This window comes from Thermodesulfovibrionales bacterium (genome assembly GCA_035686305.1).
In the GTDB taxonomy this organism is placed as follows: domain Bacteria; phylum Nitrospirota; class Thermodesulfovibrionia; order Thermodesulfovibrionales; family UBA9159; genus DASRZP01.
On sequence record DASRZP010000080.1, the window covers coordinates 1 to 14409 of the forward strand.

At 49.9% G+C, this 14409-nt stretch carries 11 protein-coding genes; 4 read left to right on the forward strand and 7 right to left on the reverse strand.

Annotated features, from left to right (window positions below):
* The 4 genes from VFG09_09535 to VFG09_09550 form a co-directional block, all read right to left on the reverse strand.
* On the reverse strand, positions 1-502 hold a 502-nt coding region (locus VFG09_09535; protein ID HET6515386.1), incomplete at its 3' end, for a type II secretion system F family protein.
* Positions 503-504: 2 nt separating this feature from the next.
* Positions 505-2028 carry a type II secretion system ATPase GspE gene (gene gspE / locus VFG09_09540; protein ID HET6515387.1) on the reverse strand — a complete coding sequence of 508 codons (1524 nt, stop codon included), beginning with the start codon at positions 2026-2028 and terminating at the stop codon, positions 505-507.
* Between the two features lie 49 nt (positions 2029-2077).
* Positions 2078-3529 carry an undecaprenyl-phosphate galactose phosphotransferase WbaP gene (gene wbaP, locus VFG09_09545; GenBank protein ID HET6515388.1) on the reverse strand — a complete coding sequence of 484 codons (1452 nt, stop codon included), beginning with the start codon at positions 3527-3529 and terminating at the stop codon, positions 2078-2080.
* Positions 3526-4377 carry a glycosyltransferase family 2 protein gene (locus tag VFG09_09550; protein HET6515389.1) on the reverse strand — a complete coding sequence of 284 codons (852 nt, stop codon included), beginning with the start codon at positions 4375-4377 and terminating at the stop codon, positions 3526-3528. The genes wbaP and VFG09_09550 overlap by 4 nt, the downstream gene beginning before the upstream one ends.
* A 98-nt stretch (positions 4378-4475) precedes the next feature.
* Between VFG09_09550 and galE the strand changes: the two genes are divergently transcribed.
* On the forward strand, positions 4476-5450 hold the full coding sequence (gene galE, locus VFG09_09555; GenBank protein ID HET6515390.1) for a UDP-glucose 4-epimerase GalE: 975 nt from the start codon (positions 4476-4478) through the stop codon (positions 5448-5450).
* A 196-nt stretch (positions 5451-5646) separates the two neighbouring features.
* On the opposite strand, the gene VFG09_09560 is transcribed toward galE, so the two are convergent.
* Entirely contained in the window at positions 5647-7053 is a 1407-nt protein-coding gene (locus tag VFG09_09560; GenBank protein ID HET6515391.1) for a hypothetical protein, read from the reverse strand.
* Between the two features lie 19 nt (positions 7054-7072).
* Entirely contained in the window at positions 7073-8479 is a 1407-nt protein-coding gene (locus VFG09_09565) for a hypothetical protein (GenBank protein ID HET6515392.1), read from the reverse strand.
* A gap of 388 nt (positions 8480-8867) precedes the next feature.
* Here VFG09_09565 and VFG09_09570 point away from each other — a divergent pair, with 388 nt between their 5' ends.
* The 3 genes from VFG09_09570 to VFG09_09580 are packed head-to-tail and all read left to right on the forward strand — an operon-like array spanning position 8868 to position 12029.
* Entirely contained in the window at positions 8868-10235 is a 1368-nt protein-coding gene (locus tag VFG09_09570; protein ID HET6515393.1) for a hypothetical protein, read from the forward strand.
* Between the two features lie 46 nt (positions 10236-10281).
* Complete coding sequence (locus VFG09_09575; GenBank protein ID HET6515394.1) at positions 10282-11103, forward strand: radical SAM protein; 822 nt, start codon at positions 10282-10284, stop codon at positions 11101-11103.
* Entirely contained in the window at positions 11100-12029 is a 930-nt protein-coding gene (locus tag VFG09_09580; protein ID HET6515395.1) for a radical SAM protein, read from the forward strand. The genes VFG09_09575 and VFG09_09580 overlap by 4 nt, the downstream gene beginning before the upstream one ends.
* A gap of 487 nt (positions 12030-12516) precedes the next feature.
* Here VFG09_09580 and VFG09_09585 read toward each other — a convergent pair whose 3' ends face one another.
* A complete protein-coding gene (locus tag VFG09_09585) occupies positions 12517-13950 on the reverse strand; it encodes a DUF1254 domain-containing protein (GenBank protein ID HET6515396.1) in 1434 nt (477 codons plus the stop codon).
* Positions 13951-14409: the final 459 nt, after the last annotated feature.

The window sequence follows — 14409 nt, forward strand, 5'->3', positions numbered from 1 at the left end:
CGGGATAGATCATCGCAGAGACGACGTGGTCCTTCAATTCCTTCGATGACTCAAGAAAGTCATTCAGCTTGTCAAGGACCACATCGAGGACGCCGCCTGCCTCACCGGCCCGCACCATGTTCACATAAATTCTCGGGAATATCTTTGGATGCTGCTGGAGCGCCTCGGAAAAGGAACTGCCCTCACGGATGGACTTCAGAATCGACTGGATGAACTCTTTCGTCTCCTTGCTCTCTGATATCTCGGCGAGGATGTTGAGCCCACGGTCAAGGGGCAGTCCTGCGCCCAGGAGGGCCGACAATTCTGTTGTGAACGTCAGGAGGTCGGCCTTTGAGGATCTGAAGGAGAGCTTCTTTGTCCCTTCCTTGGGGGATGTTACTTTTAACGGTATGACGCCGCTGTTCCTCAGTCGTTCGACTGCTGCCTTTTCGTCTGCGGCATCGATGACGCCTTCGAGAACCGTCCCTTCCGCCGTGGCCGCCCTGTATGAGAAGATAGCCACCCCTAGGCCTCCTGAGTCACTCGCAGGACCTCACTGAGCGTTGTTGTACCGGACATGATCTTGTCCGAACCGTCCTCAAAGAGGGTTCTCATACCATGCTGTCGGGCTGACTCCCTGAGCTGGTTTGCATCTGCGTTCTTCAGGATGAGGGTGCGGATATCGTCATCAACGACGAGGAGCTCGAATATCCCCAGCCTGCCGTAATATCCTGTGAAGGCGCAATGTTCACATCCCTTTCCGTGATAAAGCGTTATGTCGGTGCCGAGACCAAAGGACGCGAGTTCCTCCCTGTCAGCAACCGAGGGGTCTGCCTCTTTGCAGGAAGGGCAGACGACCCTGACGAGTCTCTGTGCGAGGATCCCGCGAATCGTTGATGAGAGGAGGAAATTTTCGACCCCCATCTCAAGGAGCCTCGTTATTGCGCTCGGAGCGTCATTTGTATGGAGCGTCGAGAAGACAAGGTGTCCTGTGAGAGCCGACTGGATCGCTATTTCGGCAGTTTCGAGGTCTCTGACCTCTCCTATCATGATGATGTCCGGGTCCTGCCTCACGATGTGCCTCAGGGTATTCGCGAAGTTCAGCCCTATCTGCGGTTTTACCTGGATCTGGTTCACCCCTTTCAGCTGGTACTCCACAGGGTCTTCGACGGTAATGATCTTCTTGTCGGGGGAATTGATCTTGTCCAGGGCGCCGTAGAGGGTTGTCGTTTTTCCACTTCCCGTTGGGCCTGTGACGAGGATGATGCCATTCGGTTTCTTGATGAGCTGATGAAAGGCGTTGAGAGTCTTCGGGGGGAAACCGAGCATGTCCAGGTCTATAACGATCCCCTCTTTCAGGAGGATCCTCATGACGACGCTCTCACCGTACAGCACCGGTATCGTCGATACCCTCAAATCTATTTCATTCTCACCTATCTTGAGCCTGATGCGGCCGTCCTGGGGCAGCCTCCTTTCGGCGATGTTCAATTTCGCCATGATCTTCACCCTCGAGACGATCGCTGCCTGGAGCTTCTTCGGCACCGATTCGATCTCATGGAGCACGCCGTCAATACGATACCTCACCTTGAGTTCATCCTCGAAGGGTTCCATATGGATATCGCTGGCCCTGCTCTCAACGGCCCGTGTAATGAGGATGTTCACGAGTTTTATGATAGGCGCCTCAGACGCAAGGTCTTTAAGGTGGCCGATGTCCTCTTCCTCCTGTCTGATGAACTCAATCCCCTGCTCCCCGATATCTTCGATAATCCTGTTGATATTCTGCGATTCCTGTCCGTAGAACTTGGAGACGTACTCTTCAAGGGCCTTGGCGTCGGTCCCGTAAACGACAACGTCGGCTGAAGTTGCGACCTTCAGGGCGTCGATGGCCGACCTGTTTTCGGGGTCCGCCATCACAACCTTCAGGACATCGTTCTTCAACTCCAGGGGAACGACGAGGTGCTCCCGGATAAATCTGGCTGATATCCCGTTAAGGACAAAGGGCACCTTCGGCAGGTCTTCAGGTTCCAGGTATTGCAGGCCTTTGATCAAAATAACCTCTCAATTTCAATGAGTCATTCTATTGTAGCACAAAAGGGCGCTAATAGGCCCCGTCCATCTTTGCGACAACCTTGAGTGTCTTGAAGAGGATCGCTATGTCAAGCCAGAGAGACCAGTTCCTGATATACCATGCATCCAGTTTCACACGCCGGTCGTAATCCGTATTGCTCCTGCCCGAAACCTGCCAGAGGCCTGTGATTCCCGGAGGGACGCAAAAACAGAGCGCAGCCGTATCTTTGTAGTACGTCTCAACCTCGAAATGCGTCACCGGTCGCGGCCCTACGAGACTCATGGTTCCCTGAAGGACGTTGAACAATTGCGGCAATTCGTCCAGGGACGTTTTTCTCAGAAAACGGCCTGTCCTTGTAATCCTCGGATCGTCCTTCAGTTTCCATGTCGTCTCCCATTCTGCACGGAGGTCCTCATCGTTTTCGAGGAGCTCTTTGAGCTTTTCCTCGGCATCCTTATGCATTGTCCTGAACTTGTAACATCTGAAGACCTTTCCGTTCTTGCCGACTCTCTCGTGAGCGTATATCGCCGGACCGGAAGTTTCGAGTCTGATCAAGGCGGCAAAAGCTCCGATGAGGGGAAGCACAACGGGTAGGAACAATACCGAGAAGAAGACGTCAAATCCTCTTTTAATCGCCCTATTTGTTAGCGACTTGAGGTTGTTCTTGATATTCATGAGAAATATCTCTTCATAGAAGAGATGGAGAAGATCCGTATTCAGCAGCGCAATTCCTCTGAGGTCGGGAATAACGATTGTGTTAACGGCATGATTCTGGACACTGGCTGTGAGTGACGTGAGTCTTTGCGGTGTTAAAGTCGGTATCGCGATAATTACCGTCTTAATACCGAGCTCATTGACGTACCTCGAGAAGTATTTCACCCTGCCGAAGACCTTCTTGCCGCCGATAATCGTGCCTTTTTTTGATTCATCATCATCGAGGAAGCCTATGACGTCGTAACCCATATGCTTTTCTCTCTGGAGTCCTTCCATTGCAAGTCTGCCGGCGTTTCCTGCTCCAAGGATGAGTGCCCGCTCTCTCCAGAGGCCCGTGTTATAGAGGAATCGTTTGCCCAAGAGTCTGAAGATGGGAAAGACGAAGAGAGAAGCGACCCACATGCCCAGCAGGACGAGCCGCGATATGTTATCACTGCCGATCTTTCCCAATGTTACGATGGCCATCACCGTCAATGTACCGAGGGAAAGGGATTTGACCATCTCCCTGGTTTCGTCCCAGAAGGGCATATTGCTGTCGTAAAGGCCTTCGTAAAACATAAAGAAGACATAAATGAATGGTATCCACCACAGGGAAATGAAATACGTGTATGAAAAATTGAAAGGGGGAAGATTCGATATAAAATACGGCACCATTCCAGCCCTTAATGACCACGCTATGAAAAGCGAGACGTAGAAAGCGCAAAGATCGATAACGACAAGACAAAGAATCTTCGCTAGTCTTCTTATCATGGTTGCGATTTCCATCATCCAGCGAGTAACCCTATCCTGTAGCCGGCGTATTTTGCAAGAGACTCGAGGAAAACATATGGAAGCAACGCATATCTGTGTTCTTCCAGCAGAAACCGCATCTGTTCTCTTACGAATCTTTTCCCTTCCCCATCTGGTCGTCCGTAGTTGAGAATCCATGCATTCTTCCTGAAGGCCGAAGCAGTATTATAATACCTCCTGAATTGTCTCAAAATCGAATAGTTATGTGAATGGATTACCTTTGCACCGGGAAGATAAGATATTTTGAAACCGCTAAGAATGAAACGTGCGGCAAGCAGCATATCTTCATTCGAACGTACGCCTTCGGGAAACATGCCCGCCGCCAGAAAGAAGTCCTTTCTTACGGCAGAGCAGACGTTGCTAAAGAAGAACGTCTTAATGCCCAATGTGGGTATATCCTCTTTCCCTTTTGTGAAAGGCGTGTCAGGGTAGTTGAACCTTCTTGCAAAGACCTCGAGCGGCGACGCATCGGCCCGCGGCACCTGTCTTCCATAGGATGCGGCGATTCCAGGGCTACACAGAGGAGCGACGAGGTTGCCGAGCATGGTACTGTCATAGGGGAGCGCATCCTGAGTCATAAATGCCAGGATATCACCGCACGCCTCTCCTGCAGCCATGTTCCTCGTCTTTCCATGGTTGAAGCTCTCTCGCGGGATCACGATCACCTTTGCTCCGAGGCGTTCCGCGATCTCCAGGGTATTGTCTTCCGACGAAGAATCAATTATGATAATCTCCAGCGGCTTTGTCTCTTGAAAGAGGAGACTCGATAGAAGTTCCTCCAGGCGATCGCCCGCGTTCAGTGTGGGTATGATAACTGATACCGGCATAGGCCCATATATTCTATCATAATGACTGAATCGGCGATTCAATTACATGGTAAGGCAGGCATGGATCGAAGCCCTCAAGGGAACACGGGGAGGCGTGCATGAAAGTACTGGTGACGGGAGGCGCGGGGTATATCGGAAGCCACGTTGTTAAAGCCCTCGGCGAGGGCGGCCATGATGTCCTCACGTATGATAACCTCTCCTTCGGCCATGCAGATGCGGTTCTCCATGGAAACCTTGTTGTCGGTGATCTTGCGGACAGGGAACGGCTGAAGGAGACCTTTAGGGCCTTCAGGCCTGATGCCGTGATGCATTTTGCCGCGTATATCGTTGTGCCGGAATCGGTCCATGAACCGATCAAGTATTACCGGAACAACTTTTGCAATGCGATGAATCTTGTGGGAGTCTGTCTCGAATGCCGTGTGAGCAGATTCATCTTCTCGTCAACTGCCGCTGTTTATGGCATCCCCCGGACAATACCGGTGAATGAAGGAACTCCGCTCGATCCGATCAATCCCTACGGCCGTTCCAAGGCGATGGTCGAAAATCTGCTCTCCGATGTATCGGCGCAGAACGATTTCCGTTATGTCTCTCTCAGGTACTTCAATGTGGCGGGGGCTGACGAGAAGGCGAGGATCGGCCAGAACAGAAAAGACGCCACTCACCTCATAACGGTCTCGGTGCGGACGGCCCTTGGCAGGAGGCCCTCTCTTGAGATTTACGGCACTGACTATCCAACCCTTGACGGTACGTGCATCCGTGATTACATCCATGTCGATGACCTCTCGGATGCCCATCTCGTGGCGCTCGAATACCTTGCAAAGGGAGGCATGAGCGATATATTTAATTGCGGGTATGGCCACGGCGCTTCTGTCAGGGAGGTCGTGGCCGTCGTGAAAAGAGTGACGGGCATCGATTTCAGCGTTGTCGAGACGGGCAGGAGGGAAGGCGACCCGCCGCAACTCATTGCGGACAGCTCAAAGCTAAGAAAGACCCTCGGCTGGACGCCAAAGCATGACGACCTCGACTTCATCGTAAAGACTGCTTTTGAATGGGAGAAGAAGATTACACGTTGAGGGCGTGACCTGAACGTGGTTTGACAGTAAAATGGTAGGCGACAGGCATATCAGAGACCAACGCTGAACACGCGCTTTCCAGTTATATTCAGTATTCTTCCTTAACAAAGAATCCTTGTGACCTACTTCCTGGAGGCGACGCCATAGGTTTTTTGAGCAAAGGGCATCATGTCTGACGCCTCTCCTTATTGCAGTTCTACGCCAAAAAAATCCTGATATCGAGTCGTTGGTCTATCATTCTGTATTTTGCGGAAGAGCGCAAATCTCTATCTTCTATCGCCTCCGTTCTAAATCTTACGCCTCTGCCGAGCGGGTCGGTGCATTTTCGTATTTCGTTTATCAGTCTGTCAGCGTCTTCATTCTTAAACAGGACGTCAGGCCATATGCGCATTTCCACTTCACCTGGGATTTCCTGAAACAATTGAAACTTCCTGATCCCTTCAAAAATCTTGAAATCCAAATTCAGGTAGATCGAGATGATCCTCCCCTCGGCGTCTATAAGGAAATCCCCCATGCGACCTGTCAGGTTATACGCAATATCGAAATTCCGTCCGCATTTTGGGCATGCCTTTTTCATATCTTCGCAAACATCGCCGGTCCTGTATCTGACAAGGGGCATGGCATAATTGACAAAACCCGTTCCTACCAACTCATGCTTGGAGTCATGAAGATGGGCCCTCTCGGTGATGCCGTACTGGGGATAGAGGTGAGATACGGCGGAATGTTCGCATCCGCCTCCGTGAATCACCTTCTCGACCATGCCGTAATCGCCAAACACTCCGACCCCGAAGACATCCCTGATCATTTCCCTCTGCCAGTCATAGACATTTTCCGCATATACGATAGCGCCCTTGAGCCCGAAGCCCAATGATTTTCTCTTATTCTTCATATATGAAGAAAAGGTTGCGAGCGTATGAGGAAAGCCTATGAGATATTCGGGCCTGAATTTGTTCATCATTTCCGCAAACCGATCGATCCATTCATCGATGAAATAATTGCTTGAAAGAATCATTTTATTGCCGTATTTCTTATAGGGAAGACCGACTTTCTTACCTTCTCGGATGTTGGCCTCGAAAAAAATTGCCCTCGATGCGGGGTGATATCCGATTCTGCTCCAAAGATCAATTATCGTAGCCCAGTGTTTTTCTTCCGTCTCCTTCGTGCCGTAGATTGCAAGAGGTATTCCCGTGGTGCCGCTGGTAGCAGTCGGGATTAACCCTGTGCGCGGAATATTTTCAGCCATAAATTCATTATAGTTCTCTTTGACGGTCGCTCGATCAATGTAAGGTAATACAGAAATATCATCTAAACACTGCACGCCTTCCGGTCTGAACCCATATTCATTAAAAACTTTCCTATAATAAGGGACATTCCTTCCGGCATGGATCAATAAATTTCTCATTTGCTCAACCTGATACGCCTCAAGCCTTTCTCTGTCCCATTTCTCCGATTCCTTGAGAAATCCAAGCCAGTATCTGAACGTCGGTCCGTATGAGATGCCGTATCTGAATCTTAAAGGAAGCCTTTCCAATACCTCCCTAACAGCCATCTCGATGACCGAGGTGGATTCTATGAATTTCTTGATTACGTCTATCGTTCCCATACGGATATTGAACGGTCTTTTACACGCTCAAAAAAGTCCTCACGTCTAATTTCTGGTCTATAACCTTTATTTTGCCGGAAGAGGTCTTCGGTATTTCATCGAAAAAGACGATCTTTATATCCAGAGTGTCCTTCATCGGGCCGAGTGTGGCGCGTATCCTCGATAAGATATCCGGGGTGTCGCGTTCGGAATATTTTTCCGCCCTCACAACCCTAAGTTGCGCCTTCCCCGGTTCATCCTGATAGAACTGGCACTGCCTCACATTGGGGAAAAACCTTATGAGCTGATAGAGTTGCGGGGCAACTCTCCCGTCGCTATCGAAGAGGAAAGCGTTTACCCTGCCATCTATATTACCCACAAAATGATGATGCCTGCCGCACCGGGGGCAGCTTTCTTCGAATCTCCTCACCATATCGCCTGTCCTATACCGAAGCAGGGGCATCGCATAGTTGGTAAATCCGGTAACAATAACTTCCCGGCAATCGCCGATCAGCGCCGCGGATTCGGTCAACCCATGTTGAGGATAAATATGAATGCCGATATCGTATTCGCATGAGCCGCCGAAAATAGCCGACTCTCTCATAGAATAGACCGAAAAAACCCGGGCACCGAAGACCTCACTCAATAATGTCTCCTGCCAATCATAGAGAGTCTCGCCAAAGACAATAACCGCCTTAATCCTTCGAGGCGGGATGAGACCTCTGTTCCTTATAAAGGATGCCAGAAGTGCCACCGAATAAGGAGACCCGGTTATAAACTCTGGATCAAATCTTTTCAGCACCTCTGCGTATCGAGGAAGCCATTCTTCGGAGAGATGCTGATTCGAGAAGGTGAGTCTGTTGCCATGTTTCACGAAGGGCAGATGCCTCCTGTTTCCGACCTGCAGGTTGTATAAGAACCGAACCTCTTTGGACTTAAGGGTATAGCCGATCCTGTTAAGCGAGTCGGAAAGAAATGCCTGGTATATCGCTAAAGCTTTCTTGTCCTTATAAACCGTTAACGCCATCCCGGTAGAACCGCTCGTGCGATCCTTGACCAGAGACTCTCTCGGCACGCTCCGGTCTATGAATTCATCCAATCTCTTCCCGACGGTCTTCTTGCTCAAATAGGGCAAAACGGTGATATCTTCCGGGGCCTGCATTTTCAATGGGTTGAATCCGTAGTCGGAAAAAAGTCTTCCATAAAACGGGACGTTTTTCATCGAGTGCGCCAACAGCTTTTTGAGCTGCTCGAACTGGAACTCGCGTAATTTATCTTTTTGCCACGTATCGGATTCCCTTAAAAAGGCTGCCCACTCGAAAAAAACGGCTCCATAAGCGATGCGGTATCGCAAAGAGTGAGGTAGCCGTTCATTTACTTCGAGCGCCGCCCTGTGCAAAACATAGCTTGAACCGATGAATTTTCGAATGATCTCCGAAATGGCCATTTACGTAGGTCTCTCGCCTCTTAGTCTGGCTCTGTCTCCGCCCGTGTACAGGAAGCTCCTCCTATTTTAGGGAGAGATAGTTTACAATAGCAACAGGTATATTGCATCGGTAGGATCTCTTTCGTCGGATTGCAGATTGCGGTAAATTGTAAATATCGAGGACGCCATTGTGCCGGGAAAATTCAAGAAACATTTCATATTTCCGTATAACTTCATAAGATTCCTCAATCGGCCGATCTCATTTAGAGAAGCACAAGATGCTATACGGGGCCGTCTCGAGCAGAGAGAGAAAAATTTTCTGCGTTTCGTCAAGCAATGCATCTATGACACCCGTTCAAGCCCTTATCTGCCGCTGCTCAGGCGCGCACGATGGGATTATGACGACATTGTGTCGGAAACGCGAAGTTGCGGGATAGAAGGGGTCTTAAAACGACTAAAAGATTCTGGTGTTTGGGTCTCCTTCGAAGAATTCAAGGGCCGGAAGGCGATATGCCGGGGAGGAGAGCGCTATCAAGCCAGGGATTCGGATTTTGACAACCCCCTGATTTCATCCGGTGTGAGAGTTTCCACTGGTGGCACATCCGGTCGTCCCGTCAAATCAAATATCTATCTGGATTTTCTTGCCGCCCGCGCCAACTATGACCGTCTCATGTTCGAGATGCTCCATATCTATGATGTCCCTCTCATCTTATGGTATCCTGGACTTCCAGCTGTTACAGGCATAAGCAACAGTCTGCGATATGCAAAGATAGGCCGTCCACCCGAACGCTGGTTTAATTTGGCATCCTCAGCAAAACGTATGGATTCGGGTTGGAAAAACCGACTCGGAACGTCAGCGGTCGTCTGGCTCAGCCGCCTTTCAAAAGCCCCTCTTGCCGTTCCCGAACCTCTGAGCCTTAACGATGTGAATGTTGTTCTTGAATGGATTGATAGGAGGAAAAAGCGCCACGGCAGATGTGTTGTCCAGTGTTATGTCAGTCAGGCTGTGCGTATTTGCCGGGGTGCCTCGGCCCGCGGGATGGATCTGCGGGGAACACTTTTTATTGTGGGGTCGGAACCACTGACAAGGGCAAAATATCAGGAGATTGTCGGGACAAATGCGGAAGTGTTTCCGAGGTATCATGCTACCGAAATAGGTTCTATTGCCACAGGCTGCGGGCGGCCCTCCGAGGTCGGAGATCTTCATCTGCATGTCGATACCGTTGCCGTTCTTCAGGGAGAAGATCCCACCGACGGCGTTGGGTCTTTCTTCTTTACCTCTTTTATAAATGCTGCACCGAAGGTTATGCTTAACGTTGAAATGGGCGATTCCGGCGTTATACGGCGGATGCGCTGCGGTTGTCTTTTTGATCAAATGGGACTTCACACACACCTTCTTGGAGTGAGGAGCTATTCCCGTACGAGCAGCGAAGGGATGTCCGTGTGCCATAGTGAACTTTCACGGCTTCTCGAGGAAGAGCTTCCTTCAAAGTACGGCGGCTCTTTGCTCGATTATCAGTTGGTGGAGGTCGAAGACGGTAATTCCATGACCCGTCTTTTGCTGCGCATAGACCCCGGCCTCGGCCCGGTTGATGAGCATTCTGTGGTGAAAGACATTCTGACAGGATTGAGACGAATAGACGCGATTCATCGGGTCCATGCGGAAGTATGGGAGCAGGCAGGCGCAATAAAGGTCATAAGACAGCGCCCGGAAAGCACCGTTTCCGGAAAAAGCGCTTCGATTATCGGAAAAGACGGCGTCCCGTTTGGAAGATGACGATGGTTTGGACAAAGCGGCGTTGTTTAATCGGGAGTAAAGAATAATGGAACAAGGCGTTTCCATTGGCAAGGTAAAGGTTGGCGGGGAACCGAAGATCACAGTCAGAATTATAGGAAGGTGCAATTTCCGCTGCCCTCTATGCTCTACTTTCAGCAGTCCCGAACGGAGAGGGATGATGCATTCTTCAGACTTCAGGAGAATCATAGATATCCTGACAAAAGAATCCTTTCGCGGCGTTCTGAATATATCGGGCGGCGAACCCACCCTGCACCCCGATCTGCCGGCGATGCTTGCTTATTGCTCAATGCGGCTCCGTGACGCCAGGATAGTCGTTTTCACTAATGGTCACTGGGTCGGCAATCCTCGCTGGCAGGCGACATTGAAAGGTCTTTTTGCTGGCAGGAATATATTAGTTCGCTTTTCCCTTGACCGCCAGCACGCCGAAGGCGCGGCGCTTGCAAGCGGTTATACGGATGAACAAATCCTACGCGAGATTGAGGTCTCAAGGTTTTGGAAGGCCCACGCCTTCTTCGATGCCTGTGTCGCGGAAGGACTCATTCCGGGCGAGCATTTCGATTTTGCGTTTAAGGGATCTGCCGAAGAAGCCGGGGGCTATCTGTCCACCCTCGGAGAAGCGCCTGTCTACCTTATCAGATTTCAAAAGGACCCTGCCAACAGGCAAAAGGAATTAGGCTATTTCGCCGTTGATTTAAGTGAAGACGGTCAGCCCCTTGTTTTTCTTACACTCGGGCACATACCTTCGGGAGAATCTCTCGGAGGTATTGAGAATCTGCCCGAGGCTCTGGAAATAAACCGTAAGGCCCTGCTCGACGCAGACCTTTCCGAGAAAGGCCCTTTGTCATGAAAGAAGAAATTTCCATCGAGATCAAGGTCACAGATCGCTGCAATCTTACTTGTTTCCATTGCGTTAATAAGGATGGAGCCCGCCCCCTTAACGGAGATTTTTTTTGCGGCGAACGTTTTAAAGAAATAACCATGCAGTGGGCTGATGAGCAGGATAAATCGCCTTTTAAAGTAAGGGAGGTCAGGATGACGGGGGGAGAGCCTCTCATGAATATCCGCGCCGTTGCGGAGATTGCAGAGATATGCACCGTCCTCGGGATCGAGACGGGCGTAAATACTAATGCAACCCTGTTAGACGCTCACACGGCACGTATTATGAAGGATGCGGGAATAAGAACTGTGAAGGCATCCTTTGATGCTTCTAATGAGGACACTTACCAACTGATGAGAGGGACGGGCTCTTCCTTAAAAAAAACCATATCAGGCATAGAAGCAGCTGTTAAAACGAGATTCCACGTCATACTCAGACTTACCCTCTGTTCCTACAATAGGCAACAACTGCTGGACTGTTATCGGATGGCCAGAGACCTTGGGGCAAGCAGGCTCCAGATAAAGCCTTTAGTCAGCTCCGGGCGCGCTGTCGGATCGGGGGCATTCCTGAGTCACGAAGACCTGAAGGAGGCCTTTGCCGAACTATCGGATGCGGCAAAGGATTCCCTGGCCGAACCCGAAATCCTTTGCTGGCCGCTGGCGGAAAGTTCGGGACTGAGGAGCAGGATATGCGCAAGCCTGAATAAAATTTATATCTCAACGAGCGGTCGCGTATCCGTTTGTAACTATCTTTCGCAATCAGACTTTATAGGCAATATAGAGAGCGAGACTCTAAATGATATACTTAGCCGTCGAAATATTAATGTCTATACAAGTGATAAAGGCCATGACATCCTTTCAGGCTGCCCCCAGATCAAGTATTTTGATTCTCGGTGAAGGATATCGCAGCCCAAATGACAGTGCAGTAACGAGTCCTATTTATTATTTTTTCACAACCAGTTAGAGGGCGAGAAGCGCTAGAATGGCTTGTTTAAGCCATTCTTTAACTCCTTGATTTAAAATAAGAACAGGGCTGAATTAGGGACACATCCTCCATTTTCTGCCTCCCTCCTCGGTTTTCCGCACGAACTCAGGATCACCCTCTTAGTTCTTACAAAGAAATAGGGGATGTCCCTCAATATTACTATTCGTCCTATACTATGCGCCGGAAAGACCCCACAGGAGTGCTTAATGAAATTTTCTGTTCCTTCCTGCAGTCCGCACGGAAGCATTTTGTCACAGACACAAGTTTTCTCTTGGAAACAGATGGCACATCAGGATCAGTGCGATCAAAGCTACGTGTAGTACTCAATCGGAATAGCACGTAGAAAGTGAAAGCAGCGGCGCATTTACGCCGCTGCTCTAAGCGATTTGGAGTTCGCTCTTATTTCACTATATTAACTGGCGGAATCTTCCAAGTGCCGTCAAGGAGGGAAGGTGTCTTCTCCTTGGGCCAATAAAGTCGCATCATCAGGATAAACTTTCCTTTTGGAGCCGGTAGCCAGTTCGACTCCTTGTCTTTACCCGGCGATTCGTTTTGAATGTACAGGTCAACCGATCCATCAGCATTGGTTTTAAACTGGTTCCGTGCGCTAAGCGTATAGCGGTTTAGCTTGTTTGGGACGAAGAAGAAATCGGCATCGTACATTGTCAATGACCAGAAGCCATCGACAGGAGGCATCTGCCCCTTGTCAAAGTGCATGATGTATTTGTTGGTACCGTCATATGGCTTGCCCTCTGCGTCCGCCTCCGAGGTAGGATAGATCGCATCTTGGCCACGGTTGGCACCCAGACCGATTGCTGTAACCAAGGCCCTCACCAGGTACTCAGTCCCATAGACGCCAAGCTTTGTCGAATACGTCCAGCCGCTAACCGGTTTTCCCATGTTCTTGAATTCAGCCATGATCTTTTCCTGCGCTATCTTGGGGACGTCTTGTAGGGACTTTGCAACGGATGGTTCAGCCTTGCTGATGTCGAAGTCCTTCCCGGGAACAATACCGATCTTGGCCATCTTTTCAACCATTGGTGCATCAGCAGCTGCTGGCGGGTTGGTCTTCAGAAGTTCCGCAAATAGCTTGAAAAAGGTTCCTGCGTCCATCTTGTTCACTTGCTCACGCACAGCCGTCTTCATGTCGATCTTCGGGTCAACCTTGCCCTGAGGTGGAGTGTAGGGCTTGCCGTAGCTGCTCAACGGAACCACTGAGAATTTGTCCTGAAGGGCATGGACCGCCTTGTAGTCCTCTGGTGTTCCAGTACAGTAAAGGCGACCAAGAATCCACACCATGCCAGTGGGCGATTTATACTCGGTAACTCCCTCAGGCAATGTGCCTGTCCACCCGGGTCCAGTGATGGCGTACTTCTGCGCCTTCGTTCCCGTGGTACGCTTGCCCGGCACCTGGAAAACATCAGTCCATCCAGAGAGCATGGGCACCAAGAAATAACGATCCTTCATATCTGGGATACTTAAAACCCATGGCTCTTTTGAGACATCAAGCCAAGCTACAGTGTAAAGCGTGTCTGCATTGGGCGCAGTGACCGTGTGGTCAGAGACAGCCGGATAAGTCCTCAGTTTGGCAAACTGGCCCATTGGTGCCTTGCTGCCTTCTGACTTGGTTACATTGGTTGATACCTGACGTGTAATCTCCATTGTGACCAACGGATAGCCGTAAATGTATGCCTCGGTACCAATGGCTGCAAGGTCTTGCTCCCCACCCCCAGCCGGTTTCTGTGCCGCTGGAGGCGTCTCCTTCTTTGTGCAAGCTACAATGATTGCAAGGAGAACCGCCAACATCACTACTAAAACTGCTTTTGCCTTCATAATCTCTCCTCCTTTTTAGATAACACCGGTTGAGTTGCGTGTTAATGGCCTTTCAAAAGATTCGGTTCACATAGCTCTGGGATAGCCAAACACTGTATGCCGCTAAGGGCTTCTTAACGTGCTATGCTAACACTATCACAGCAAGAAAACAAATCTGCGAATCTTAGACAGATAATATGTCTCGCCTCAGTGACCTCGACCATGTGCATTTCGTATTTCTCAGAAAGAGTGAGAAATATTATCGAAAAGTATCACCGTGTCAAAACAGCACCAGTCTCAACTTGTCGGTGTAAACTAAACCGCTTGCGCGGTGGTAACGAGTAGTCAGTCAGTTCCGAAAAAATAGACCTCTCTTTGTGTTGTCAGGCTTTGGCCTGTTCAGTCCGCCCTTGCTGATCAATTCTTGTCATTTTACAATCTTCTTCTGACGGAGCGTCGACCTTGTCGGCGGATATTGGT